Here is a 25,777-nt window from a genome sequence, read left to right as displayed (position 1 = left end):
ACTCGCGCAGTTCCCCGCGCCCCTTAGGCGGGTTGCACCACTGCGAGCAACATGCCGGGCTCCACCTGTTGGCCCGTGGTGGCTTTCAGAGTGGCCAGGACTCCCGTGGCCGGGGCGGTGATCTTGTGTTGCATCTTCATTGCCTCCAGCCAGAGGAGGGGCTGTCCGGCCTCCACCTGGCTGCCCTCGGTGAGGCCCTCCGCGACGCGGACGACCGTGCCCGGCATGGGGGCCAGGAGGGAGCCGGGGGCGTGCTGGGCGGTGGGGTCGGGGAAGCGGGGCAGGGCGGTGAGGGCGGTGGTGCCCACGTACACCCGGTCGCCGTACCGGCTGACCTCGTAGCGGCGCCGTACGCCGTCCACGTCGAGGATCACCAGGCCGGCGTCGGCGTGCACGACCTGGACGCCGTCGGCGGTCAGGCCCTCGCGGGTGTGCCGGTAGCGGACCTCGTGCTCCTGTCCGTCCATGAGGTACCGCTTGATCTGCGGCTGGGAGGGCAGGTTGCGCCAGCCGCCGAAGCGGGAGCGGCCGTGGGCGTCGGCGAGGGCGGCGGCGAGCGGGGCGTGCGGGTCGGGGGCGGGGGCGGTCAGTGCGGGCAGGTGCCGGTCGTAGAACCCGGTGTCCATGCGCCCTTCGGTGAACTCCTCGTGCCGCAGGGAGCGCACGAGGAGGTCCCGGTTGGTGCGGGGGCCGTGGATCACCGCGCGCTCGAGGGCGGAGGCGAGCTTGCGGATGGCTTCCGCGCGGGTGGGTGCGTGGGCGACGACCTTGGCGAGCAGGGGGTCGTAGTGGACGCCGATGTCGTCGCCGTCGGCGTAGCCGGTGTCCAGGCGTACGGAGTCGGGGACGGAGAGGCGGTGCAGCCGGCCGGTCTGCGGTGCCCAGTCCTGGGCGGGGTCCTCGGCGTAGAGGCGGGCCTCGACGGCGTGTCCCCGTAGGGCGGGCGGCCCGTCGCCCAGCGCGTGGCCCTCGGCGACGCGGATCTGCTCGGCGACCAGGTCGACGCCGGACACGGCCTCCGTCACGGGGTGTTCCACCTGGAGGCGGGTGTTCATCTCCAGGAAGTGGACCCGGTCGTTCGTGACGAGGAACTCGACGGTTCCCGCGCCGACGTAGCCGACGGCGCGGGCGGCGCGGATGGCGAGGGCGTACAGCTCGTCGGTGATCCCCCGGTCGAGGTGGGGTGCCGGGGCCTCCTCGATCACCTTCTGGTGGCGGCGCTGGAGGGTGCAGTCGCGGGTGCCGAACGCCCACAGCGTGTCGTGGGTGTCGGCGAGGACCTGCACCTCCACGTGGCGGGCGCCTTCCACGTACGGTTCGACGAACACCTCGCCGTCGCCGAAGGCGCTCGCGGCCTCCGCGCGGGCGGCGGCCAGTTCGCCGTCCAGGTCGGCGAGGCGCCGTACGACGCGCATGCCGCGTCCGCCGCCGCCCGCCGTCGCCTTGACCAGGACGGGCAGGTCGGCCTCGGTGACGTCGCGCAGGGGCTCGATGCCCATGAGCTGTTTGGCGCGCGTCTTGGACGCCATCGCCTCGATCGCCTCGGGGGGCGGCCCGATCCAGATCAGGCCGGCGTCCCGCACGGCCCGCGCGAAGTCGGCGTTCTCGGAGAGGAAGCCGTAGCCGGGGTGCACGGCGTCGGCTCCGGCGCTGAGGGCGGCCTTCACGACGAGGTCGCCGCGCAGGTAGGTGTCGGCGGGCGTCGTCCCCGGCAGGCGTACGGCGGCGTCGGCCTCGCGGGTGTGGAGGGCGCCGGCGTCGGCGTCGGAGTGGACGGCGACGGTCCGGATGCCCGTCGCGCGGCAGGTGCGCATCACGCGGCAGGCGATCTCGCCGCGGTTCGCCACAAGAAGGGTCGTGATCATGGGCCTCACATCCGGAAGACGCCGAAGCCGCCGCGCGCGCCCTCGTAGGGGGCGGTGTGGATCGCGGACAGGCACAGGCCGAGGACGGTTCGGGTGTCGCGCGGGTCGATGACGCCGTCGTCGTAGAGGCGTCCGGAGAGGAACATCGGCAGCGACTCGGACTCGATCTGCTGCTCCACCATGGCGCGCAGGGCGGCGTCCGCGTCGTCGTCGTACGGCTGTCCCTTCGCGGCGGCGGACTGGCGGGCGACGATGGACAGCACGCCGGCGAGCTGCTGCGGGCCCATGACGGCGGACTTGGCGCTGGGCCAGGCGAAGAGGAAGCGGGGGTCGTAGGCGCGGCCGCACATGCCGTAGTGGCCGGCGCCGTAGGAGGCGCCCATCAGCACCGACAGATGCGGCACCCGGCTGTTGCCGACCGCGTTGATCATCATGGCGCCGTGCTTGATGATGCCGCCCTGCTCGTACTCCTTGCCGACCATGTAGCCGGTGGTGTTGTGCAGGAAGATCAGCGGGATGTCGCGCTGGTTGGCGAGCTGGATGAACTGGGCGGCCTTCTGGGACTCCTCGCTGAAGAGGACCCCTTGGGCGTTGGCGAGGATGCCGACGGGGTGGCTGTGCAGGGCGGCCCAGCCGGTGGTGAGGCTGGTGCCGTAGAGGGGTTTGAACTCGTCGAAGTCGGAGGAGTCGACGATCCGCGCGATGACCTCGCGCGGGTCGAAGGGGATCTTGAGGTCGCCGGGGACGATGCCGAGCAGTTCGTCCTCGTCGTACTTGGGCGGGGCGGCCGGTCCCGGATCGTCGTACGCCTTGCGGTGGTTGAGGCGGGCGACGACGCGGCGGGCCTGGCGCAGGGCGTCGGGTTCGTCGACGGCGAAGTAGTCGGCGAGGCCCGACACGCGCGCGTGCATCTCGGCACCGCCCAGGGACTCGTCGTCGCTCTCCTCCCCCGTGGCCATCTTCACCAGCGGCGGGCCGCCGAGGAACACCTTCGCCCGCTCCTTGACCATGATCACGTGGTCGGACATGCCAGGGATGTAGGCGCCGCCCGCGGTGGAGTTGCCGAAGACGACGGCGACGGTGGGGATGCCGGCCGCCGAGAGCCGGGTGAGGTCCCGGAAGATGGCGCCGCCGGGGATGAAGATCTCCTTCTGGGAGGGCAGGTCGGCGCCGCCGGACTCGACGAGGCTGATCACGGGCAGCCGGTTGGCGAGCGCGATGTCGTTGGCGCGCAGGGCCTTCTTCAGGCTCCAGGGGTTGCTGGCGCCGCCGCGCACGGTGGGGTCGTTGGCGGTGATCAGGCACTCCACGCCCTCGACGACGCCGATGCCGGTGACGAGGGAGGCGCCGACGGTGTAGTCGCTGCCCCAGCCGGCCAGCGGGGACAGTTCCAGGAAGGGGGTGTCGGGGTCGAGGAGGAGTTCGATGCGTTCGCGGGCGAGGAGTTTGCCGCGCTCGCGGTGGCGCCGGACGTACTTCTCGCCGCCGCCGGCGAGGGCCTTGGCGTGTTCGGCGTCGAGTTCGGCGAGCTTGGCGAGCATGGCGTCGCGGTGGGCGCGGTACTCCGGGTCGGCGGTGTTCAGGGCGGATTCGAGGACCGTCACAGCAGGGCCTCCGGGATGTCGAGGTGCCGGGAGCGCAGCCATTCGCCGAGCGCCTTGGCCTGGGGGTCGAAGCGGGCCTGCGCGGCGACGCCCTCGCCGAGGATGTCCTCGACGACGAAGTTCAGGGCGCGCAGGCGGGGCAGTACGTGGCGGGTGACGGGCAGGGCGGCGGCCTCGGGGATCAGTTCCCGGAACCGGGCTGTGGTGAGTTCGTGCGCGAGCCACCGCCAGGCCTCGTCGGTGCGGGCCCAGACGCCGACGTTGGCGTTTCCGCCCTTGTCGCCGCTGCGGGCGCCGGCGAGGAGCCCGAGGGGGGCTCGCGTGACGGGACCCGGTGGCAGCGGTGCGGGGAGCGCGGGTTCCGGTACGTCCTCGAGTACGGCGGTGTCGGGGGGCGGCGCCACGGGGACGCGGCGTCCGTCGTGGAGAACGGCCACATGGTCTACGTCGCCATGGGGGACGTACACATCCTCGAAGACCCCATAGGGGGAGCCCTTTCCCGGTGGCGCCATCACATGGAATCCGGGGTAGCCGGCCAGGGCCAGTTCGATGGCGGCCCCGCTCAGTACCCGTCCGACGGCCTCCTGCGAGGGATCGCGTACGACGAGCCGCAGCAGGGCGCTGGCGGTCTCCTCGGTGTCGGCGTCGGGCCGGTCGGTGCGGGCGAGTTCCCAGCGCGCCTCGGCGGGCGGGGACTTGGCGAGCGCGTCGCCCATCTGCTCCTTGACGAGGGCGGCCTTGGCCTCGATGTCGAGCCCGGTGAGCACGAACACGACCTCGTTGCGGAAGCCGCCGAGCCGGTTGAGGCCGACCTTGAGCGTGGGCGGCGGTGCCTCGCCCCGCACCCCTTCGACGCGCACCCGGTCGGGCCCGTCCTGCCGCAGCCGTACGGTGTCGAGGCGGACGGTGACGTCCGGCCCGGCGTACCGGGCGCCGCCGGTCTCGTAGAGCAGCTGGGCGGTGACGGTGCCGACGTCGACGAAGCCGCCGGTGCCGGGGTGCTTGGTGAGGACGCAGGTGCCGTCGGCGTGGATCTCGGCGAGGGGGAAGCCGGGCCGGCGGAGGGCGCCGGGCGGGTGCTCGGTGAAGAAGGCGTAGTTCCCGCCGGTGGCCTGTGTCCCGCACTCCAGCACATGCCCGGCGACCACGGCTCCCGCGAGCCGGTCGTGGTCCGTCGCCGCCCAGCCGAAGTGGGCGGCGGCCGGCCCGGTGACGAGGGCGGCGTCGGTGACGCGGCCGGTGACGACCACGTCGGCGCCCGCGCGGAGGCACTCCGCGATGCCGGAACCGCCGAGGTAGGCGTGGGCGGCGAGGCTGCCGGGGTACCGCGCGGTGAGGTCGTCGCCCTCGACGTGGGCGACCCGCACGGGGATGCCGAGCCGGCCGGCGAGGGCCCGTACGGCGTCGGCGAGGCCGGCCGGGTTGAGTCCGCCGGCGTTGGTGACGATCCTGACGCCCCGCTCGTGGGCGAGGCCGAGGCACTCCTCCAGTTGCCGCAGGAAGGTGCGGGCGTACCCGGCGGAGGGGTCCTTGAGGCGGTCCCGGGCGAGGATGAGCATGGTCAGTTCGGCGAGGTAGTCGCCGGTGAGGACGTCGACCTCGCCGCCGGTGAGCATCTCGCGGAGGGCGTCGAGGCGGTCGCCGTAGAAGCCGGAGAAGTTGCCGATGCGCAGGGTCACCGGGTGCTTCCCTTCGGCTGCCGACCGCCTCCGGCCGGTCCTGCGAAGGCCTGGGCGATGTCCAGCCAGCGGTCGGCGTCGGGGCCGAAGGCGGTGAGGGCGAGGTCCGCGCGGTGGGCGCGCTGGGTGACGAGCAGGCAGAAGTCGAGCGCGGGCCCGGTGACCCGCTGGGCCGCGTCCTCGGGCCCGTACGCCCAGGTCCCGCCTCCGGGCGCGGCGAGCTCGACCCGGAACGGCTCGGCGGGCGGGGTGAGCCCGTGCACGCCGTAGGCGAAGTCCCGGGTGCGTGCCCCGAGCCACGCCACATGCCGGAGCCGGTCGCTGGGTGGCCGCATCACACCGATCGCGTCCGCCACGTCCAGTCCATGGGCCCAGGTCTCCATGAGACGGGCGGTGGCCATGGAGGCGGCGGACATGGGCGGCCCGTACCAGGGGAAGCGCGCCCCGGCCGGGGCCTCCCGCAGCGCCTTCTCCAGCGCCGCCCGGCCCTCGCGCCACCGGGCGAGCAGTTCGGCGGGGGCGGCCCTGGCGTACTCCTCGGCGCCCTCGTCGACGAAGGTGCGGGGCGCGGTGAGCGCCCGCTCGACCAGCGCCTTGAACGCGTCCGCGTCGGTGACGGCGAGCAGGGCGCAGTGGTCGGTCCACGCGAGGTGGGCGATCTGGTGGGCGACGGTCCATCCGGCGGCGGGCGTGTCCCGCCCCCACCCCTCGTCCCCGAGCCCGGCCACGAGCCGGTCGAGCTCCTCGCTCTCCTCACGCAGATCGTCGATCACAGGCGTCGGATCGGACACGAGGCGCTCCCCTCGGAACACGTGCACGGCGGTGTGCGGCGCGGTTGCGTGGAGCATGGCAGCGGCGGACAAAACAAGCAAGCGTGCTTGCATGGATTCGTTCGCGCTTTGCACGGGGCGGGAGGGGCCTGTTCGCCGCGCTCCGGCCGAGCCGTCAGAAAAGGCCGAGCCGTCAGAAAAGGGGGTCCGGTGTCACTTGCCAGATGGTGACGAGCTCCGAGCGTGGGGTGACCATGTAGACGAAGAAGCCCCCGGCGACGAACGCGTGCTTGGCCCCTTCATCGGCGCCCTGGAATCCGGGACCGTGCAGGTGGAGCGCTTCGGCCGCTCTGACCAGTTCGTCGGCCATCTTCTCCACCTCTGCGAGAAAGCCGGCCGGGGCGCCGCCCGCCACCGTCTCCTGATCCGGCTCGTACTCCCAACGCCAGGTCACTCCGCGTGCACCGCCTTGGCGGCCGCGCGGTAGAGGGAACTCGCCGTTCTGAGGTGCCGGCGGGCCTCATCCGGCGTGGCGGCGATCTGGGCGAGGTACTCCGCACGGTGGTACTCACCGGCGGTGGCCGGGTGACGTTCGATCTCGATCAGAGCGGCCCAGTGGCTGAGGTAGGCGTGCACCGGCCCCAGCGAGCCGTGCTCCACCGCCTCCGCGAGCGCCTGGTCCTTCGCCCGGTCGTACGCCGCCAGGAGGCCGGGGGCCACGACCGTACAGGCAGCCCGCAGGGCACCCGGTGTTCGCTCCGGGCGAGGGATGAGCGGACGGTCGTCGACGTTCTCACCGTGCTGCACGCTCATGGCGCTGTTCCCTTCGTGCCTCTGGGACGGGCCGGTCCCGTGACGGGGCCGCTTGTTTCGAGAGACGAGAGCGACTCTAGTCCCGACACGCCTCGCCGCGCCCCGCGACCGTCAGGAGAGAGCCTTCGCCCTCCTGACCTTCCCCCGCCCCACCTGTGTCCGTACCGCGCCCATGCTCGCCGCGATGACCAGGGCGATGGCGGCGGCCTCCGTGGCGGTCAGGGCCTGGTCGAGGACCAGGAAGCCGGCGGTGGCGGCGAGGGCCGGTTCGAGGCTCATCAGGACCGCGAACGTGGAGGCGGGCAGGTGGCGCAGGGCGAGCAGTTCGAGGGTATAGGGCAGCACGGAGGACAGCACCGCGACCGCCGCGCCCAGGGCGAGGACCGTCGGGTTCAGGAGTTTCGTGCCGGACTCGGCGATGCCCAGCGGCAGGAAGAGGATCGCCGCCACCCCCATCGCGAGGGCGAGCCCGTCCGCCTGCGGGAAGCGCCGCCCGGTGCGCGCACTGAAGATGATGTACGCCGCCCACATGGCGCCGGCGCCCTGCGCGAAGGCGACGCCCAGCGGGTCGAGGCCGCTGAAGCCTCCGCCGCCGAGGAGGAACACGCCGGTCAGGGCCAGCGCGGCCCACACGATGTTGATCGCCCGCCGTGAGGCCAGGACGGACAGGGCGAGCGGGCCGAGGACCTCCAGCGTGACCGCGGGGCCGAGCGGGATGCGGGCGACGGACTGGTAGAAGAGGCCGTTCATCGCGGCCATGGCGACACCGAAGACGATCACCGTGCTCCAGTCGGCGCGCGAGTGCCCGCGCAGCCGGGGCCGGCACAGCACCATCAGCACGAGCGCGGCCACCAGCAGCCGCAGCGACACGACCCCGAGCGCGCCCGCCCGCGGCATCAGCGTCACCGCCAGCGCCCCGCCGAACTGCACGGAGACCCCGCCGGCCAGGACCAGCCCGACGGGTCCCAGCGAGCCCCGCCTTCGCAGGACGCCGCCCGAGGGGGACGCGGGAGCGTGACCCGTTCCGGAAGAGGTGGACGGGGTGGCGGCGCTGGGGGTGGTCACGGTGCCTTCCAGGGACGTCGGAGCGGAGACAGGGCTGTACCGAGTGTGCGACTTGCTGGACTGTCCGGTCCAGCGTATTGAACTAAGTCAGCACCGTAAAGCGTTTATATGCCTGACGATGAGGCCCGCGCGCCACCTCGGTCAACTCCGTCCACGACGTGGACCCCCACCAGGTACGGTCTCTTCTGGTGGCACCCCCGTCCGTTCCCGACATCCGAGGCCCTGTGCGACGTCTTCTCGTCCGTCTCTGGCGACTTCTGCGCCCGCTACAGAGCCGCATCATGTGGCTGCTGCACGCCAAGTTCGTGGTCGGCGTGACCGGCGTCGTGCGCGACGACGAAGGCAGGGTGCTGCTGCTGCGGCACCGGATGTGGCCGCCGGGCCGCCAGTGGGGCCTGCCGAGCGGCTTCGCCCGCAAGGGCGAGGACTTCCGCGCGACGGTGGTGCGCGAGGTCAAGGAGGAGACCGGCCTCGACGTCGAGACGGGCCGGCTGGTCATGCTGAACAGCGGCCTGCGCACCCGCATGGAGGTGGCCTACGAGGCCCGCCTGCTCGGCGGCGAACTGCGCCTCGACCCCTTCGAGATCCTCGAGGCCCGCTGGTGCACCCCCGACGACCTCCCGGAAGAGATCCAGCCGGTGTGCCACCCGCTGGTACGCGGGAAGACGGTTCCCTGAGCGCCCTCCGAGCCACACGCCCGGCCTCTACGACGCGACCCCGTCCGCCTCGACTCCCGGCCGCTCGGCGACGAACGTTCTGAGTGGCCTCGGGTTCTACGCCGGCGTGGTGCCCAAGGGCGCCGGGCGGGCCCCGAATGCCGGGGGCCAGGTGGTCGACCGGGTGCCCAGCCTGCGGCCTGGAACATCGGCGCTCTCGCCGCTCCTGTCAGCGGCTCAGCCCATGTTGGCCAGCGTGAGTTCCGCCACGATCAGGACGCCCACGATCTGTGCGCCCAGCACTGCGCCGGTCACCGCCAGTGCCGCGCCGGTCGTCAGCAGGCGCCGCGCCACCACGAACGCGAGGAGCGTGACCGCCATGATGAAGAGAAGGATGATCGCCGAGATCGCCACCGTGCCCCCTGTGGGATGGGACCGGCCAAGGGCCGACCTGTGATCTGCCTGGTGCACATGACGCTTGGCTCATGTGCGGCAGCTTTCAATGGGCTTGACTGCAAATGCCGTTCAGTCGTTCCCCGACCGGCGCGGGAACCGGGCCGAGCAGACGGACCTCCTCGGCGTTCCACGCGCCGCTGCGGTGGGGAGCGTCTCCCGCGTCCACGATGATCAGCGTTCCGGCCTCGCTGGTCGCCGGCGAGCGCAAACGCCCGCTCCTCACTCACCAGTGCGGTGGGAACAGGTGCCGGGGCTCGATCGACCATGCGCGCATCCTGCCCGGCCCATGGGACGACCCCGGCGCCCGGCGGACCTACCGCTGGACCGGTCCACCGGTCCAGTCTTGGGTGATGTTGGACAGGTCCGCACGACTGTCGCGCGGCCGTCTGGTCGAGTGGGTGAGCCTGATGCTCAGCCCGCGCGGAGCCCACCGGCGTACCGGTCCCCGCACGGTGGCCGCCGCCCCGCCCTCGTCCCGTCCGGTGCCAGCAGGCATCCCCGTGCCAGCAGGCATCCCCCTCCCCTCGCACCGCAGCCCCTATGGGCTCCACCCCCTGCTCGACGGTTCCGCGACCGTGGCCGTGCGTCCGTATGCGGCCGCTTCCTGGTTTCACGAAGGGCGGGCGGTATGACGGAGTCGTGCGAGCCGCGTCTGCTGCCCTGGGGCGGTACCGGTGGGAAGGCCTGTTACCTGATCACCGACGAGCACGACGGGCCCGTCTCCCGCCTGGCCGATGCCACCGAGGCCGTACAGCTTGGGATGGGCCGGGAACTGCTCGCCCATGCGCGGGAGCTGCTGCCCGGTACGCCGCGCGGTGAGCTTAGGCACCTCGCCGAGTGCCTCACCCATGCCCTCGCCGACGCACTGCGCGTCGCGGAGAGCCGGGGACGCAGGTTGCCGGAGGGCTTCAGTTCTGGGGCTGGGTGAGCCAGGGGATCGGGTTGGTGTATTCGCCGTCGAGGAGGACTTCGAAGTGGAGGTGGGGGCCGGTGGACAGGCCGGTGGAGCCGACGAGGCCGACGGCCTGGCCGGCCACCACGGACTGACCGGTGGTCACCTGGAGGGCGGACAGGTGGCTGTACGTGGTCTCCAGCCGCTTGCCGTCGATCGCGCCGTGGTCGATGACGACCCGGATGCCGTAGGCGGAGGTCCGGCCGGCGAACGTCACCCGGCCCTCGCGGGTCGCGGAGACCTGGGCGCCCTGCGGGGCGTTGAAGTCGACGCCCGTGTGCAGCTTGGTGACGCCGGTCAGGGGGTGCTCGCGGGTGCCGAACGGCGAGGTGACGGTGAGCGTGGTGACGGGCGGTTGCAGCAGTGCGGTGCTGACCCGGCCGTCCTGCTTCTCGGGGTTGCGCCGGACCAGGGACTCGTACTGCGGCAGCCGGTCCTTGACGTCGGCGACGAAGGAGCGGGCCGCCTTCGGGACCTTGCCCGCCTTGGTGACCTCGTCCGTTCCGACCGCGTAGGCGGCGAGGGTGAGGTCGGCGACGGATCCGCTGATCCTGCCCTTGGTGCGCAGCGCGGTCACGTCCTCGGCCAGGGCGCAGTCCCGCCGCCCCAGCGCCATGATGGCGTCGGCCGCGTCCTGCGGCGAGGACGTGCCGTTGCCGTCGTCGTCACCGCCCCACTTCTTCCAGTCGGCCTCCGTGAAACGGGCCAGGCCCTGCCGGGAGAGGCTCGCGCCGTCGTCGCTCCACCCCGACAACTGGTCGATGTGCGCGGCGAGGAGGGCGGGGCCGATGCCCTTGCAGTCCTCGGTCGCCTTGCGCAGCCAGGGGACGTAGGAGCCGTCCACGTTGCTGACGGCCGTCTCCGACTGCCCCTGCGGCGCGGCGGTGTCGAAGATGCCGGCCATGGAGACGAAGGCGAAGACCCCGGCGAGCGTCACCGCCGCCGGCAGCACGACCACCGTGAAGACGCCGGTGCCGCGACGGCGACGGCGGCCGTCCTTTCCCTTGCCGGACGCCTGGCTGCCGGACGCCTGGCTGCCGGACGCCTGGCTGTCGGACGCCTGACTGTCGGACGCCTGACTGTCGGACGCCTGACTGTCGGGCGCCTGGCTGTCGGGCGCCTCCGCGGCGGACGCCTCCGGGTCAGGCGCCTGAGTGTCGGGCGTCCGCGCTTCGGGCGTCCGCTCCTCGGGCCGGTCCTCGGGCTGCGCCGCGCCGTCGCCGGTGGGCTCGTTGTCCATGGTGTGTTCCCGGCCGGTCCCCGCATCGCAGGGGTACGCCGTCTCTTCCCCGTTCCCTGGTCATCTGCCGGCGCGGATCCTCGACGGCGTCACGGCGGGGCGTGACGGCGGAGGGAGATACCGGCTCCAAGCCAGACGGTAACCGGGCCTGCCGCACGGCACAGCGGACGGGGGGCCAGGGCCCGTTGCCCGTTCGGGCACCGCCGGTGCCCGGAGCGACAGCGCCGCGCCCGCTCAGTCCTCCAGCGCCTGCGCCAGCACCTCCGCCAGGTGGCGGGCCCGCACGCCACCCAGTTGGTGGAGCTGGGTGCGGCAGGAGAAGCCGTCGGCCAGGACGATCGCGTCCTCGGGTGCCTCGCGCACCGAGGGAAGGAGGGCCTCCTCCGCGCACGCCGTGGAGACCTCGTAGTGGCCGGACTCGAAGCCGAAGTCGCCGGCCAGGCCGCAGCAGCCGCCGGTCAGTTCGCCGGTGAGGCCCGCCGCCTCGCGCAGCCGGCGGTCGGGGGCCTCGCCCAGGACCGCGTGCTGGTGGCAGTGGGTCTGGCCGGTGACCGGCCGGTTCAGGGCCGGCGGGGTCCAGTGCGGGGCGTGCCGTTCCAGGGTTTCGGCGAAGGTGAGGACGCGGGCGGCCAGCCGTGCCGCGCGGGGGTCGTCGTGGAGGAGTTCCGGGGCGTCCGTGCGCAGGGCCGCCGCACAGCTCGGTTCCAGGACGACCACGGGCATGTCCGTGTCCAGGACCGGTTCCAGCAGGTCCAGGGTGCGGCGCAGCACCGCGCGGGCGCGGTCCAGCTGGCCGGTGGAGATGTAGGTCAGGCCGCAGCAGACGCGGGCCCTGCGGGCCGTCAGCAGGGAGAGGGCCGAGCGGGAGCGGGCGTCGCCCACCGGGCGGCGGGCCGGGCGCAGGGTCGGGGGCAGGACCACCCGCAGGCCCGCGGCCTCGAGTACGCGGACCGCCGCGCGGCCCACGGACGGCGACAGGTGCTCCGTGAACGTGTCGGGCCACAGCAGCACCGTCGTGCCCTCCCCGCGCGGGGCATCGGGCCGGCCGTGCCACCAGCGCGTGAACGTCTCCCCCGCCACCCGGGGGATCTCCCGCTCCCGTGCGATCCCGCCCAGCCGTTTCGCCGCGCGGGCGAGCGGGGCGACGGAGGCCAGCGTGTTCAGCACGCCCGCCGTCCTCGTCCGCGCGACCAGGCGCAGCCAGACGGGCAGCCACCCCATCGCGTAGTGGGCGGGCGGACGGCGGCGGCCCGCGTAGTGGTGGTGCAGGAACTCCGCCTTGTACGTGGCCATGTCGACCTCGACCGGGCAGTCCGAGCGGCAGCCCTTGCAGGCCAGGCACAGGTCCAGGGCGTCCCGTACCTCCGTCGAGCGCCAGCCGTCGGTCACCAGCTCGCCCGCGAGCATCTCGTGCAGCAGGCGGGCGCGTCCGCGCGTGGAGTGCTGCTCCTCGCCCGTCGCGCGGAACGACGGGCACATCACCGCGGACCCCGACACGGAGGTCGTACGGCACTTGGCGACGCCCACGCAGCGGCGTACGGCCGCCGAGAAGTCGCCGCCGTCGGCGGGGTAGCCGAAGGCGACGTCCACCGGTTCGCGCGGGAGGACGGAGAAGCGGAGGTCCGCGTCCAGGGGGGCGGGGCGGACCAGCATGCCCGGGTTGAGCAGGTCGTCGGGGTCCCAGACAAACTTGACACGTTCGAAGAGGGCGACCGTCTCCGGGCCGTACATGCGGGGCAGCAGCTCGGCGCGGGCCTGTCCGTCGCCGTGCTCCCCGGAGAGGGAGCCGCCGTGGGAGACGACCAGGCCGGCCAGCTCCTCCGAGAAGCGCCGGAAGCGGGCGATGCCGGGTCCGGTCAGCAGGTCGAAGTCGATGCGTACGTGGATGCAGCCGTCCCCGAAGTGCCCGTACGGGGTGCCGCGCAGCCCGTGCTCGGCCAGCAGCGCCCGGAAGTCGCGCAGATACGCGCCGAGCCGGGCCGGCGGCACCGCGCAGTCCTCCCAGCCGGGCCAGGCCTCCGACCCTCCCCCAGACTTCGTCCGGGAGGTGCCCCCAGGCATCCTCGTCGCCTTACCGCTCGCGTCCTCGCGGATCCGCCACAGGGCGCGCTGTCGGGCGGGGTCGGTGACGATCAGGGAGTCCACGACGTCCGCCGCGCGGACGATCGTCCCGGCACGCGCGCGTGCCTCCTCGCCGGTGTCGCCGCCGGTCTCCACGAACAGCCAGGCCCCGCCGCGCGGGAGGTCCGCGGCGGACGCGGCGGGCACCAGGTCCGCCGCCATGCCCTCCACGGTGAGCGGGCCGTGCTCCAGCAGCCCCGCGGCCGCCTCCGCCGCCCCGCTCTCGTCCGCGTACGCCAGCACGGCGAGCGCACGCGCGCGGGGCGCGGGAACGAGGTCCACGACCGCTTCCGTGAGCACCCCCAGGGTGCCCTCCGAGCCGCAGAGGGAGCGGGCGACGTCGGCGCCCTTCTCGGGCAGCAGCGCGTCCACCGCATAGCCGGAGATCCGGCGCGGGAGGTCCGGGAAGCCCGTGCGCAGGCGGGCCAGTTCGCCGTCGACGAGCTCGCGCAGGCCCGCCGGGGCGCCCGCCCACGCCCGTGCCGGACGCAGCCGCTCCCCGCGCGGGGTGAGGACCGACAGTTCGCGCACGTTGTCGGCGGTCGTGCCCCAGGCCACCGAGTGGGAGCCGCAGGAGTTGTTGCCGATCATGCCGCCGAGGGTGCAGCGGCTGTGGGTGGAGGGGTCGGGGCCGAAGCGCAGGCCGTGCGGGGCGGCGGCCTCCTGGAGCCGGTCGAGGACCAGGCCCGGCTGGACCACGGCCGTGCGTGCCTGGGGATCGAGGGACAGCAGACGGTTCATGTGGCGTGTGAAGTCGAGCACCACGCCCGTGCCGGTGGCCTGTCCCGCGATCGACGTTCCGCCGCCGCGCGGCACCACGGGCACGCCGTGCGAGCGGCACACCGCCAGCACCGCCGCCACGTCGTCGGCGTCCCGGGGGGCCACCACGCCGAGCGGTACCCGGCGGTAGTTCGAGGCGTCCATCGTGGTCAGCGCACGCGCGGTCGTGCCGAAGTCGACCTCGCCGCGTACGGCGGCCCGCAGTCCGGCCGACAGTTCCCGGTGATCCGTCATGCCCTCAGGATGCCCCCGCGCGGCCGGGACGACATGGGGCGACGCACAGGTCCCGCGGTGCGCCGATCACCCGGGAGACACCGGATTTACTGAAAACGGAAGTCGAATCTTCCCAAGAGGAACACTAACTTGCATATAGTGACGGCGAGTTGCGCACTGATGTCGGACCTCGTTCGAAAGGCGACCCCACAAGGCGACCCCCACAACAGGTCCGGCGTCCCGTCGACCCCGCCCCGAGGCCCGCGCAGCCACCCGGCGCACGCCCGCGGACCGACCGAGGACCCGACCGAGGACCCTGATTGATGACCTCCCCCCTGCTCCCCGGCGACCGCCCCACCCCCCGCAGCCTGCTGCCCGTCCCGCTGCTCACGGCGGCACTCGGCGCGCTGGCCGTGCTCGCCGCCGTCTTCCTCGTCCCGGACGCCGCGATCGGCGCCGTGGCGGTGACCGGGTCGGTCGCCGCGGTGCTGCTGTGCGCGGCCACCGCCTGGGCGGCGTACGCGGTCCTGTCCGCGCGTGCGGCACGGGCCCGGCTGGAGGCCGTCACCGAGGATGTCGGGCGGCTGCTCCAGGAACGGTCCCGGCTCACGGAGGAGTCCCGCCGCCAGCACGACCGGCTCACCGGCGAACTGACGCGTGAGCGCGCCCGGTTGTCCGCCGAGCTGGACCAGGAGCGCAGCCATCTCGCCGAGACCCTGGCCGCGGAGCGCGAGCGCCTCACCGAGCAGCACAACATCACCACCGCGCGGTTGGCGCAGGAGCACGCCGAGGAGCAGGCCCGGCTCGCCGACGAGCACACCGGCCGGCTCGCCCGCACCGTCGAGCGGCACACGGAGGAACTGCGCCGCGCGGCGGACGAACACTCCGCCGACATCGCGCGGTTGACACGTGAGCACACCGAGGAGCGCGACCGGCTGACCGCCGAACGCGACCGGCTCTCCGGCGAGCAGACCCGGCTCGCCTGGGAGAACACACGGCTCACCGCCCAGCTGCGCGAGGCCACCGGGGCCCGCGCCGCCGCCCTGGCCGCGACCGCCAACGCGGCCGCGCGGATGCAGGCGCTGTCCACCGGCATGCTCGCCGACCTGCGCGCGATGGAGGAGAAGCACCACGACGAGGAGGTCCTCGCCGACCTGCTCCACCTCGACCACCGCACCGCGCAGGCGGGCCGGCTCGCCGACTCCATCGCCGTCCTCACCGGCGCCCGCTCCGGCCGCCGCTGGGCCAGGCCCATCGCCATGGAGTCGATCCTGCGCGGCGCCATGGGCCGGATCAGCGGCTACCAGCGGATCCGGGTGCACTCCGCCAGCGACGCCGCGGTCGCGGGCCACGCCGCCGAGGGCGTGATGCACGCGCTCGCCGAACTCCTCGACAACGCGGCGAACTTCTCCCCGCCGACCGCCGAGGTGCACGTCTACGTCGAGGAGGTCCCGGCCGGCGTCATCGTGTCGGTCGAGGACAGCGGTCTCGTCATGGGCGAGGCGCAGCTGCGCCGCGCCGAACTCGCCGTCTCCGGGGAGTCCGCCGACCTCGGCGGCCTGACCGGCACCCGCCTCGGCCTCGCGGTGGTCGGCCGGCTGGCCCGGCGGTACGGGCTCCGGGTCTCCTACCGTCCCTCGGCCCGCGGCGGCACGGGGGTCCTGATGCTCGTCCCGCAGGACATCCTCGTCCCGCCGGAGGCCCCGTCCACACCCCAGGCACCGGCCTCCCGCACCTCCGCACCGGCCTCCCGCACCTCCGCACCGGCCTCCCGCGCCTCCGCACCGGCGTCCCGCGCCTCCGTCCCCGCGCAGACGCCCCCGGCCGGCCAGGAGAGCCCCGCGGACCCGGCCCCCACCCCCGGCCGGCCCGAACCGGAGACCGGCCACACCACCGCGCCCGACGGCGGCCAGGACGGCGACGGCACCGCCCCGGACAGCCGTCCGGCGCACCGCGAGAGCACCCGCCCCGCCCCCTCCTACGCCGCCGTTCGCTCCGGAGCCGACGTCGACCCCGACCCGGTACCGACCCACGAGTCCCCGACCGCGGACTCCGACCCGTCGCCGCCCCTGGTACTGCCCCGCCGGCGCCGCGGCCGGACCCTCGCCGAGGCCGAACGCGCGCGTACGGGCACCGGGCCCGCCGCCGACCGGCCCGCCCCGACGGCCGAGGAGACCAGAGCCCGCACCGCCCGCTTCAGCAGCTTCCGCCAGGCCGTACGCGCCCCCACCGCGGACGACACGGCCGCCCCAAACTCCGCCGCCCCCGCCGGCACATCGGCCGCCCCGGACTCCGCCGCCCCCGCGGACACGCCGGCCGCCCCGGACGCCCTCGCCGGCGCGGGCGACACCCCGACCACCCCCGAACCGAACCCCGAAGCACAGCCCACCCCCACGACTCCGGAAGGCGACACCACCTCATGACCGGCACGACCACCGCCGACGAGAAGCTCACCTGGCTGCTGGAGGGCCTGCTGGAGCGCACGCCGGGCGCGCGGCACGCCCTGGTGCTGTCACGTGACGGCCTGAAGCTGTGCCGCACCCCGGAGCTCTCCGCCGACCAGGCCGACCAGCTCGCCGCGATCGCCGCCGGTATCCAGTCGCTGTCCCACGGCGCCTCCGTCGAGTTCGGCGACGGCAGCGGAGGGGTGCGCTCGGCGATGACCGAGTTCTACGGCGGCGTCCTGTTCATCGTGGAGGCCGGCCAGGGCGCGCACCTGGCCGTCGTCACCACCGAGGACGCGGACGCCGGGCTCATCGGGCACAACATGAGCGAACTCGTGGAACAGCTCGGCGAGCACCTGACCGCCCTGCCGCGCACATCATGAGCAGGCCCGGCAGGGACGACTCCCCCGACCGGCTCTACACCCTCACCGGAGGGCGCAGCCGGTCCGGCCCCGGCAACCCCTTCGACCTGGTGACCCTGGTCGTCGCCGAAGGCGCCCCGGTGCCCGGCATGCAGTCCGAGCACGCGGCGATCCTCCGGCTGACCGAGCGCCCCACGGCGGTCGTGGAGATCGCCGCCGAGCTGAAGCTGCCCGTCAGCATCACGCGGATCCTGCTCTCCGATCTCCTCGCGGCGGGCCGGGTCAGCGCCCGTCACCCCCGCCAGGCCGCCGTACCCGACCCCGACATCCTGGAGCAGGTGCTCGTTGGACTCCGCAACCTCTGAGACACGCACCGCGGCCGAGACCCGTACGCCACTCGGCGCGTCGGCCGAGAACGGCCTGAAGATCGTGGTCGTGGGCGGCTTCGGCGCCGGCAAGACGACGATGGTCCGCTCGGTCAGCGAGATCCGTCCCCTCAACACCGAGGAGACGATGACCCAGGCCGGCGAGAGCGTCGACGACGTCAGCGGGGTGCGCGGCAAGACCGCGACCACCGTCGCCTTCGACTTCGGCCGCATCACCCTGGACAGCCGCAACGTGCTGTACCTGTTCGGCGCGCCCGGCCAGGAGCGCTTCTGGTTCCTGTGGGACCGGCTGTTCTCCGGGACGCTCGGCGCGGTGGTGCTGGTCGACACCCGGCGCATCGACGACTCCTGGTACGCCATCGACCGGCTGGAGAAGCACGGCACGCCGTTCATCGTGGCCTGCAACGACTTCGGCGGGCCCACCTTCACGCCCCAGCAGATCCGCGAGGCCCTCGACCTCGAACCCGATGTACCGCTGGTGAACTGCGACGCGCGCTCCCGGGAGTCCAGCAAGATCGTCCTGATCACCCTGGTCGAACACATCCGGAGCCGGTACGCCGATCCGGCCCGAGCCTCCCGTCAGGAGCTGGTGTGAGTCCCTCCTCCTTCCCCAACGCCGTCCGCTTCCAGGGATCCCTGCTCCAGGACGACCCGGCCCGGGTCTACCGGGAGATGCGGCGCGAGCACGGCAGTGTCGTCCCCGTGGTGCTGGACGGCGACGCGCCGGCCTGGCTGGTGCTCGGCTACCGCGAGCTGCACCAGATCACCGGCGACCCGGTGCTGTTCAGCCGCGACTCCGAGCTGTGGAACCAGTGGGAGAACATCCCCGACGACTGGCCGCTGCTGCCGATGATCGGCCGCAGGCAGCCGTCGATCCTGTACACCGTGGGCGAGCGGCACCGCGAGCGGGCGGGCATGCTGGTGACCGCCCTCGAGGAGGTCGACCCGTCCGAACTACGGGAGTACGCCGAGAAGTTCGCAGACGGGCTGATCGACGCCATCTGTTCCCGGGGCAGCGCCGACATCGTCGGCGAGTACGCGATGCTGCTGCCGGTGCGGGTGCTGGCCCGGCTCTACGGCTTCCCCGACGAGGCGGGTCCGGCGCTGGTCACCGCCCTCAACGACATGATCGACGGGCGGGAGCGGGCGCTCGCGGGCCAGACCCACCTGTTCACGTCGATGACGGAACTGGTGGCCGCGCGGAAGAAGGAGCCGGCCGACGACGTCGCCTCCCGGATGCTCGCCGACCCCTCGGGCTTCACCGAGGAGGAGATCGTCCAGGACCTGATGGTGATGATGGCGGCCGGGCACCAGCCGACCGCCGACTGGATGGGCAACTCGCTGCATCTGATGCTCACCGACAGCCGGTTCGCCGCCTCCCTGTTCGGCGGCCGCAACAGCGTCGCCGAGGCGATGAACGAGGTGCTGTGGGAGGACACCCCGACCCAGAACGTGGCCGCCCGCTGGGCGTCCCGCGACACCCAGCTCGGCGGGCGCCGCATCCGCGCCGGGGACATGCTGCTCCTCGGCCTGCAGGGCGCCAACTCCGACCCGCAGGTGCGCACCGACGGCTCCGCGCTGACCGGCGGCAACGGCGCCCACTTCTCCTTCGGTCACGGGGAGCACCGCTGCCCGTTCCCGGCCCAGGAGATCGCCGAGGTGATCGCGCGGACCGGCATCGAGGTCGTCCTGGACCGGCTGCCGGACCTCGACCTCGCGGTGCCGGCCGCGAGCCTCACCCGCCGCCCGTCGCCGTGGCTGCGCGGGCTGTCCGAGCTCCCGGTCACCTTCACTCCCACTCCCGCCCTTGGAGGCACGCTCGCATGACGGCTGGTACGGACACCACGACACCGGACACGGATCGAACCCGTATCCCCCTGGACCCCTTCGTCTCCGACCTGGACGCGGAGAGCGCGGCGCTGCGGGCGGCGGGGCCGCTGGCCGCCGTGACCCTGCCGGGCGGCGTGCCGGTGTGGGCGGTGACGCATCACGCCGAGGCGAAGAAGCTGCTCACCGATCCGCGGCTGGTGAAGGACATCAACGTCTGGGGAGCCTGGCAGCGCGGTGAGATAGCCCCCGACTGGCCGCTGATCGGGCTGGCCAACCCGCCCCGTTCCATGCTCACCGTGGACGGCGCCGACCACCGCAGGATGCGCACGCTGGTCGCGCAGGCCCTCACCCCGCGCCGGGTGGAGCGGATGCGCGGGCGGATCACGGAGCTGACCGAGGGCCTGCTGGACCAGGTGGCCGCGCAGCCCGGCGACACGCTCGACCTGAAGGCCGTGTTCGCCTACCCGCTGCCGATGTACGTCATCGCCGATCTGATGGGTCTGGCGGAGGAACGGCTGCCGCGGCTGAAGGAGCTGTTCGAGAAGTTCTTCTCCACGCAGACCCCGCCGGAGGAGGTCGTCGCGACGCTGACCGAGCTGGCCGGGATCATGGCCGAGACGGTCGCGCACAAGCGCGAGCACCCGGGCGACGACCTGACCTCCGCGCTCATCCAGGCGTCGGAGAACGGCGACAGCCTCACCGACGAGGAGATCGTCGCCACGCTCCAGCTGATGGTGGCGGCCGGTCACGAGACGACGATCTCCCTCATCGTCAACGCGGTGGTGAACCTGTCCACCCACCCGGAGCAGCGGGAGATGGTGCTCTCCGGCGCGGCGGACTGGTCGGCGGTGATCGAGGAGACGCTGCGGTACTCCACGCCGACGTCCCATGTGCTGATCCGGTTCGCGACGGAGGACGTACCGGTCGGGGACAAGGTGCTGCCGGCCGGGGACGCGCTGATCGTGTCGTACGCCGCGATCGGCCGCGACGAGCAGGCGCACGGGCCCACGGCCGGTGACTTCGACATCACCCGGGAGAGCGCCGGCCGGCACATCTCCTTCGGGCACGGCCCGCACGTGTGCCCCGGCGCGGCACTGTCCCGGCTGGAGGCCGGTGTGGCGCTGCCCGCGCTGTACGCCCGCTTCCCGGGGCTCGACCTGGCGGTGCCGGCGAGCGAGCTGCGCAACAAGCCGGTGGTCACCCAGAACGACCTGTTCGAGCTTCCGGTGAAGCTCGGCGGGTGAGGGACGCGGGTGGTGGACGGGCCTCCCCCCGGCCCGTCCGCCACCCGTCCACGGCCATCGGTCACCCGTCGACCGGCCGTCTCAGCGGCCGTCCGCCACCCGTCTCAGCGGACGGACGATGTTTCGCCGGGGTTTCCCTCAGCCGTTAGGCTCCGGTCGTGGCCGAGATCCAGATTCCCGCTGACATCAAGCCCGCCGACGGTCGTTTCGGCGCGGGTCCCTCCAAGGTGCGGACGGAGGCGCTGGACGCCCTGGCCGCGACCGGCACGTCCCTGCTCGGCACCTCCCACCGCCAGGCCCCCGTGAAGAACCTGGTCGGCAAGGTGCGCGAGGGCGTCTCCCAGTTGTTCTCCCTGCCCGAGGGCTACGAGGTGATCCTCGGCAACGGCGGCTCCACCGCGTTCTGGGACATCGCGACGCACGGACTGATCGAGAACAAGTCGCAGCACCTCAGCTTCGGCGAGTTCAGCTCCAAGTTCGCCAAGGCGGCCAAGCTCGCCCCCTGGCTCGCCGAGCCCACCGTGATCTCCGCCGACCCCGGCACCCACCCGGAGCCGGCCGCCGAGGCGGGCGTGGACGTGTACGCCTTCACCCACAACGAGACCTCCACCGGTGTCGCCATGCCGATCCGGCGGGTGGCCGGCGCCGACGAGGGCTCCCTGGTCCTGGTGGACGCCACCTCCGGCGCGGGCGGCCTCCCGGTCGACATCACCGAGACGGACGTCTACTACTTCGCCCCGCAGAAGTCCTTCGCCTCCGACGGCGGCCTGTGGATCGGCATCTTCTCCCCCGCCGCGATCGAGCGCGCCCAGCGCGTCCACGCCTCCGGCCGCCACGTCCCGGAGTTCTTCTCGCTCCCCACGGCGATCGACAACTCCCGCAAGAACCAGACGTACAACACCCCGGCGCTGGCCACCCTGTTCCTGCTGAACGAGCAGCTGGAGTGGCTGAACGGCCAGGGCGGCCTCGACTGGTCCACGGCCCGTACGAAGGACTCCTCGACCCGGCTGTACACGTGGGCGGACGAGTCCAAGTACGCCACCCCGTTCGTCGCCGACCCGGCCAAGCGCTCCCAGGTCATCGGCACGATCGACTTCACCGACGAGATCGACGCCGCCGCCGTCGCCAAGGTGCTGCGCGCGGGCGGCGTCGTCGACACCGAGCCCTACCGCAAGCTCGGCCGCAACCAGCTCCGCGTCGCGATGTTCCCGGCGATCGACCCGGCGGACGTCGAGGCCCTGACGCGGTGCGTCGACTACGTCATCGAGCGCCTGTAACGGCTCCTGCGTCAGCGAGGGGCGCCCGGCGCGAGTGCCGTGAGATCGAGGACGGTCTTCCCGCGGCGGGGGCCCGTCGCCGCCGCGGCGTGCGCGTCGGCCGCCCGGACGGCGGGGAAGACCGCCTGCACCGGCACGTGGAACAGCCCCTTCTCGGCGAGGGCCGCGGCGACGGCGAGTCCGTGACGCCCGTCGGGCTGACCGCCGATCCGCCCGGTGGACAGGCGCACCCCGGCGCCGGGTCCGGTGAAGTCGGCCAGCGTGACCACCGACCCGGGTCCGCCGGTGAGAGCGACGAGTTCGCCGAGCGAGCCGGCTCCGGCCACGTCGAGCGCGAGGTCGACGCGTGCGACGCCCAGCGCCCGGACCCGCTCGGCCAGGCCGGGCCCGTAGGGGACGGGGGTCGCGCCGAGGCCGGTGAGGAACTCCTCGCTGCCGGGGCGGCCGGTCGCGACGACACGGGCTCCGCGCGCCACGGCCAGCTGCACGGCGATACTGCCGACCCCGCCCGTCGCACCGTCGATCAGCAGGGTCGGGGCCGTCCCGTCGCGCACGCCGAGCACGTCAAGGGCGCGGGTCGCCGTCTCCACGCCCGTCCCGGCGGCGCCCGCCTCCTCCCAGGACAGGGCGGCCGGCTTCGCCGCCCAGAACGCCAGGACGGCGAACTGCGCGCTCGCCCCGCCCAGTCGGGCGGCGTCGACGACGCCGAACACCTCGTCGCCCGGGGCGCAGCCTTCGGCCCCCTCGCCGACCTCGTCGACCACACCGGCCGCGTCCACGCCGGGGATGTGGGGCAGGGGCAGGCTGTCGCGGGAGGGTGAGGTGCCGGCCCGCAGCGCGAGGTCGACCGGGGCGACCCCACTGGCACGGACCGCGATGCGCACCTGTCCCGGACCGGCGTGCGGCTCGGGCGCGGAGCGCACGCCGAGCACCTCGGGAGGACCGAAACGGTCGAACTGCACTGCCTGCATGATCACCTCTCCCGCCCGGACCGTCCGGGCGCCGCCTCACGGTAGACAGGGAGGTGGAACAGCTGTTCCGTATCGGTCCGAAGTGAGAATCGCGGAGCGGGAAGTGACTCGGAAACCACGCAGGGAAGCGGAACTCAACCGTCGCCGTATCGTCGCCACCGCCCGCGCCGCCTTCGCCGCCGACGGGCTCGACCTGCCGATGCGGGAGATCGCCCGCCGCGCGGGGCTCGGCATCGCCACGGTCCACCGGCACTTCCCGGCACGCTCCGACCTCGTCGCAGCGGCGCTCGCCGAGCAGGTCGCCCGGTGCCGTGCGGACATGCGGGCGGCCCTGGAGGAGCCCGACCCCTGGCGGGCCCTCAGCGGTGCCGTGCGCGGCTTCGCGGAGCACCGGGTGCGGGACCGCGGGCTCAACGAGGCCCTGTTCGGCTCCCACCCGGCGGCCGCCGCCTTCGCCGGCGACCGGCGCGCACAGGCACGGGCCCTGGAGGAACTCGTGGACCGCGCCCGCAGGGCCGGTGCGGTGCGCCCGGACGTCACCGTGGAGGATGTACGCGTGTGCCTCGCCGCCATCGCCTCGTACCGCTCGGCACACCCCGCCACCGGCCTGCGGCGCCTCGTCGACCTCCTGCTGACCGGGCTGTCGGCATCGGTCGTGGGGTGACGGGAAGAGGCGCCCCGGAAGCGCTGACGCGGTGCGTCGACTCCGCCACCACTGAGCGAGGGGCGCCCGGCGGACGATCCACCGGGCGCCCGTCGCGTGTCCGTGCTCCCTGCTCACTCCTCGGCGAACAGCTCCTCGGCGTGCACCGCGTGCAGCGAGCGGTCGAGCCAGGTCCCCAGCACGTCGAGATCGGTGCACCCGGTGATCCGCTCCCGCACGGATTCGGAGACCTCGACACCCCGCGCTCCGAGAATATGCAGGATGTCCTCGGCCTTACCTTCGGCCTTGCCCTCCTCCTTGCCCTCTTCCTTGCCCTCGAGCCAGGACTCTTCGACGATCGTGTTGCTGCCCGGGAAGTTCGGGGTGTAAGTGGCCATCAGATGCCTCCAGTACTCACGGCCCGGGCCCTCGCCCAGACCGACTTCGACGATTTCCGCCCAGTCCACGCGGTCCATTTCGCCACCCTCGTCCGACCCGATGATGCCCTGGGACCGGGACTCGTCGGCGTCCTCCGCCACTCCTGACGCCAGCGCGTCCAGTATCGCAGTCAGTCCCGGATCCTTGGCGTGGGCGAGGGCGGAGAAGACGGCGACTCCGAGATCCCGGGCCGCCTCCTCCGCCTCGGTGATCACGGGGAGAGTGCCGGGCCCCAGGACCAGCGGAAAGACGACCATGCTCGTGTGGAACCCGCGGCCGATACGGATCGGCTCCGCCGCCCACGACGCGGTCGCCTTGTCCTTGCACACCACCACAAGGAACGGCGGCAGCCGGTACTTGGCGTACATGTGGGCCAGGTAGTACGTCCAGCTGTTGTGCTTGTCCGGATCCGGCTTGCCCTGCGACTCGACGGCCAGCACGAAGCCGCCCTCCTCGTCGGCCACACGCACCCGGAACACACTGTCCACTCGGCGCTCAAGTGGCCTGATCTCCGTGAGGTCGGTATCCAAGGGCTCGATCGCGGTGTGCTCCGGGAAACCGATACCGGCCCGCGGCAGAAGCCGGGCGAACAGCCCCGGATCCACCCGGAAGATGCGGTGCAATGCCTCATGCGGTGAACTGACCATGCGACAGAACGTAGTTGCACGCGCACACCATGCGAGGACATTCGGGGGCAGCCTCAGCCGTACGAGTGAACATGCCTCCGGCCTATGCCATCCGACCCGCCGCCGTCAGCGCCCTGCCGTCCCACACATCCGTCCCAACCGAACCTCCTGCCCCGTCGTCTCTCCACACGGCGGGAGACGCCCGCCGGACAGGAGAATGGTGATGACACGACGGATCCGCTTACACGCCAGGACGAGGGCCACCGCTGTCGGGGCGCTGGCCGCCGCGGTGCTGCTGGGCGCGAGCCTCACCGGGGGGAGCGGGGCGTCGGCGGCCACCGGGGCCACCGACCAGGCCACAACCGGCCACGGCTCCGCGGGGCGGACCGTGACCGAGGGCTACGACCTGGGCGACACGGCGTTCACCGACCCCGCCACCGGCACGGTCAGCGAGATCCGCGCGGTGGTGCACCGTCCGAGCCGGGTCAGGGGCAAGCTGCCGCTCGTCGTGATCTCCCACGGCTCCTGGTGGGCGTGCACCGACACCGATGCCCAGGCGTGGCCCTGCGACCGGGGCGAGCCGTTCCCGAGCCACCGGGGCTACGACTACCTCGGCCGGGCCCTCGCCGCTCGCGGCTACGTGGTCGTCTCGCTCAGCGCGGACGGCATCAACATGACCTCCTTCGACTACGGGGACCGCGCCCGGCTCATCAACGAGCACCTGCGGCTGTGGCGGGAGCTCGCCTCGGGCCGCGGCGCGCTCGCCCGGGACCTGCCGGCCCTGGGCGGGCACGTGGACATGCGGCGCGTCGGGACGGTCGGGCACTCCCGGGGCGGCAAGGGCGTGATGTGGCAGGCGTCGGACAAGCACCGGGACGACGTCCCGGACGGGGTCCGGATGGGCGCCGTACTCGCCCTGGCGCCCATCAAGTTCGACGACCCGGTGGGCGACAACAGCGACACCCTCGTCACGCGGACGCCCGTCGCCGTGGTGACCTCCGGCTGCGACGGCGCCGTCCACGAGTGGGGGCAGGAGTACCTGGACGACGTCGTGGGGCGCACCACGCAACCGGCCTACTCGGTCTCGCTGCGCGACGGCAACCACAACTACTTCAACACCCGGTGGACCCCGCCCGCCCCGCTCGGCGAGGACGACAGCACCTGCCCCGACCGCGAACTGGCCCCGGCGCCCCAGCAGAACGCGCTGACCACCTACGCCACCGCGTTCTTCGACAAGCACCTCAGGAACGACGCCGGGGGCGAGGCCGTCCTCACCGGCGAACGGCCCCTGCCGGACGTCGCCTCGACCACACGCGTGGTCGAGCCGGTCCCGGCCGGCTGA

23 protein-coding genes are annotated in these 25,777 nt (G+C 73.2%); 11 read left to right on the top strand and 12 right to left on the bottom strand.

The features are described 5' to 3' along the window. Positions 1 to 23: 23 nt before the first annotated feature. The 7 genes from AC5L3C_RS21025 to AC5L3C_RS20995 all read right to left on the bottom strand — a co-directional run bounded on the left by AC5L3C_RS21025 (position 24) and on the right by AC5L3C_RS20995 (position 7,796). A complete protein-coding gene (locus tag AC5L3C_RS21025) occupies positions 24 to 1,865 on the bottom strand; it encodes an acetyl/propionyl/methylcrotonyl-CoA carboxylase subunit alpha (protein ID WP_493650310.1) in 1,842 nt (613 codons plus the stop codon). Positions 1,866 to 1,870: 5 nt separating this feature from the next. After that, positions 1,871 to 3,469, bottom strand: coding sequence for an acyl-CoA carboxylase subunit beta (locus tag AC5L3C_RS21020; protein ID WP_493650309.1), 1,599 nt, complete (start codon positions 3,467 to 3,469; stop codon positions 1,871 to 1,873). Next, on the bottom strand, positions 3,466 to 5,148 hold the full coding sequence (locus tag AC5L3C_RS21015) for an acyclic terpene utilization AtuA family protein (protein ID WP_493650308.1): 1,683 nt from the start codon (positions 5,146 to 5,148) through the stop codon (positions 3,466 to 3,468). The genes AC5L3C_RS21020 and AC5L3C_RS21015 overlap by 4 nt, the downstream gene beginning before the upstream one ends. After that, entirely contained in the window at positions 5,145 to 5,939 is a 795-nt protein-coding gene (locus AC5L3C_RS21010; RefSeq protein WP_493650307.1) for a TIGR03084 family metal-binding protein, read from the bottom strand. Before AC5L3C_RS21010 ends, AC5L3C_RS21015 begins: the two co-directional genes overlap by 4 nt. Before the next feature lie 172 nt (positions 5,940 to 6,111). Continuing rightward, entirely contained in the window at positions 6,112 to 6,372 is a 261-nt protein-coding gene (locus tag AC5L3C_RS21005; protein WP_493650306.1) for a hypothetical protein, read from the bottom strand. Next, positions 6,369 to 6,731 carry a DUF6247 family protein gene (locus tag AC5L3C_RS21000; protein ID WP_493650305.1) on the bottom strand — a complete coding sequence of 121 codons (363 nt, stop codon included), beginning with the start codon at positions 6,729 to 6,731 and terminating at the stop codon, positions 6,369 to 6,371. The genes AC5L3C_RS21005 and AC5L3C_RS21000 overlap by 4 nt, the downstream gene beginning before the upstream one ends. A gap of 111 nt (positions 6,732 to 6,842) precedes the next feature. Continuing rightward, the gene (locus tag AC5L3C_RS20995) at positions 6,843 to 7,796 is read right to left on the bottom strand and encodes an EamA family transporter (RefSeq protein WP_493650304.1); all 954 of its coding nucleotides are present in this window, start codon (positions 7,794 to 7,796) and stop codon (positions 6,843 to 6,845) included. A 224-nt stretch (positions 7,797 to 8,020) separates the two neighbouring features. On the opposite strand from AC5L3C_RS20995, the gene AC5L3C_RS20990 reads away from it, so the two are divergent. Continuing rightward, positions 8,021 to 8,473 (top strand): NUDIX hydrolase, encoded by a 453-nt coding sequence (locus AC5L3C_RS20990; protein WP_493650303.1) that lies wholly within the window; start codon positions 8,021 to 8,023, stop codon positions 8,471 to 8,473. A gap of 216 nt (positions 8,474 to 8,689) precedes the next feature. Here AC5L3C_RS20990 and AC5L3C_RS20985 read toward each other — a convergent pair whose 3' ends face one another. Further along, positions 8,690 to 8,866, bottom strand: a complete 177-nt coding sequence (locus tag AC5L3C_RS20985) for a hypothetical protein (RefSeq protein ID WP_493650301.1) — start codon at positions 8,864 to 8,866, stop codon at positions 8,690 to 8,692. 670 nt (positions 8,867 to 9,536) lie between these two features. Between AC5L3C_RS20985 and AC5L3C_RS20980 the strand changes: the two genes are divergently transcribed. Continuing rightward, the gene (locus tag AC5L3C_RS20980; protein WP_493650300.1) at positions 9,537 to 9,836 is read left to right on the top strand and encodes a hypothetical protein; all 300 of its coding nucleotides are present in this window, start codon (positions 9,537 to 9,539) and stop codon (positions 9,834 to 9,836) included. Here the strand turns inward: AC5L3C_RS20980 and AC5L3C_RS20975 are convergent. After that, positions 9,817 to 11,100, bottom strand: coding sequence for a M23 family metallopeptidase (locus AC5L3C_RS20975; protein WP_493650299.1), 1,284 nt, complete (start codon positions 11,098 to 11,100; stop codon positions 9,817 to 9,819). The two genes, AC5L3C_RS20980 and AC5L3C_RS20975, sit on opposite strands and share 20 nt — an antisense overlap. A gap of 234 nt (positions 11,101 to 11,334) precedes the next feature. Next, positions 11,335 to 14,235 carry an FAD-binding and (Fe-S)-binding domain-containing protein gene (locus AC5L3C_RS20970; protein WP_493650297.1) on the bottom strand — a complete coding sequence of 967 codons (2,901 nt, stop codon included), beginning with the start codon at positions 14,233 to 14,235 and terminating at the stop codon, positions 11,335 to 11,337. Positions 14,236 to 14,537: 302 nt separating this feature from the next. On the opposite strand from AC5L3C_RS20970, the gene AC5L3C_RS20965 reads away from it, so the two are divergent. From AC5L3C_RS20965 to serC, 7 genes are all read left to right on the top strand, one after another. Next, positions 14,538 to 16,637, top strand: a complete 2,100-nt coding sequence (locus AC5L3C_RS20965) for an ATP-binding protein (protein WP_493650296.1) — start codon at positions 14,538 to 14,540, stop codon at positions 16,635 to 16,637. Continuing rightward, on the top strand, positions 16,634 to 17,041 hold the full coding sequence (locus tag AC5L3C_RS20960) for a roadblock/LC7 domain-containing protein (protein ID WP_125505746.1): 408 nt from the start codon (positions 16,634 to 16,636) through the stop codon (positions 17,039 to 17,041). The genes AC5L3C_RS20965 and AC5L3C_RS20960 overlap by 4 nt, the downstream gene beginning before the upstream one ends. After that, a complete protein-coding gene (locus AC5L3C_RS20955) occupies positions 17,038 to 17,385 on the top strand; it encodes a DUF742 domain-containing protein (protein ID WP_125505744.1) in 348 nt (115 codons plus the stop codon). Before AC5L3C_RS20960 ends, AC5L3C_RS20955 begins: the two co-directional genes overlap by 4 nt. Further along, positions 17,366 to 18,001, top strand: a complete 636-nt coding sequence (locus AC5L3C_RS20950; protein WP_125505742.1) for a GTP-binding protein — start codon at positions 17,366 to 17,368, stop codon at positions 17,999 to 18,001. The genes AC5L3C_RS20955 and AC5L3C_RS20950 overlap by 20 nt, the downstream gene beginning before the upstream one ends. Next, positions 17,998 to 19,233, top strand: a complete 1,236-nt coding sequence (locus AC5L3C_RS20945) for a cytochrome P450 (protein WP_493650295.1) — start codon at positions 17,998 to 18,000, stop codon at positions 19,231 to 19,233. The genes AC5L3C_RS20950 and AC5L3C_RS20945 overlap by 4 nt, the downstream gene beginning before the upstream one ends. Continuing rightward, positions 19,230 to 20,480, top strand: a complete 1,251-nt coding sequence (locus AC5L3C_RS20940) for a cytochrome P450 family protein (RefSeq protein ID WP_493650294.1) — start codon at positions 19,230 to 19,232, stop codon at positions 20,478 to 20,480. Before AC5L3C_RS20945 ends, AC5L3C_RS20940 begins: the two co-directional genes overlap by 4 nt. 158 nt (positions 20,481 to 20,638) lie before the next feature. Beyond that, positions 20,639 to 21,757: a phosphoserine transaminase gene (gene serC, locus AC5L3C_RS20935; protein ID WP_493650293.1), complete on the top strand. Its 1,119-nt coding sequence runs from the start codon at positions 20,639 to 20,641 to the stop codon at positions 21,755 to 21,757. An 11-nt stretch (positions 21,758 to 21,768) separates the two neighbouring features. On the opposite strand, the gene AC5L3C_RS20930 is transcribed toward serC, so the two are convergent. Continuing rightward, a complete protein-coding gene (locus AC5L3C_RS20930) occupies positions 21,769 to 22,728 on the bottom strand; it encodes an NADP-dependent oxidoreductase (protein WP_493650292.1) in 960 nt (319 codons plus the stop codon). A 103-nt stretch (positions 22,729 to 22,831) separates the two neighbouring features. Between AC5L3C_RS20930 and AC5L3C_RS20925 the strand changes: the two genes are divergently transcribed. Beyond that, positions 22,832 to 23,392 carry a TetR/AcrR family transcriptional regulator gene (locus tag AC5L3C_RS20925; protein ID WP_493650291.1) on the top strand — a complete coding sequence of 187 codons (561 nt, stop codon included), beginning with the start codon at positions 22,832 to 22,834 and terminating at the stop codon, positions 23,390 to 23,392. A gap of 113 nt (positions 23,393 to 23,505) precedes the next feature. On the opposite strand, the gene AC5L3C_RS20920 is transcribed toward AC5L3C_RS20925, so the two are convergent. Continuing rightward, the gene (locus AC5L3C_RS20920; protein WP_493650290.1) at positions 23,506 to 24,456 is read right to left on the bottom strand and encodes a hypothetical protein; all 951 of its coding nucleotides are present in this window, start codon (positions 24,454 to 24,456) and stop codon (positions 23,506 to 23,508) included. 202 nt (positions 24,457 to 24,658) lie between these two features. Between AC5L3C_RS20920 and AC5L3C_RS20915 the strand changes: the two genes are divergently transcribed. Then, positions 24,659 to 25,777 carry an alpha/beta hydrolase family protein gene (locus tag AC5L3C_RS20915; RefSeq protein WP_493650289.1) on the top strand — a complete coding sequence of 373 codons (1,119 nt, stop codon included), beginning with the start codon at positions 24,659 to 24,661 and terminating at the stop codon, positions 25,775 to 25,777.

The sequence above is a fragment of the Streptomyces speibonae genome, assembly GCF_984686075.1.
This window is presented reverse-complemented; position numbering and strand designations above follow the sequence as displayed.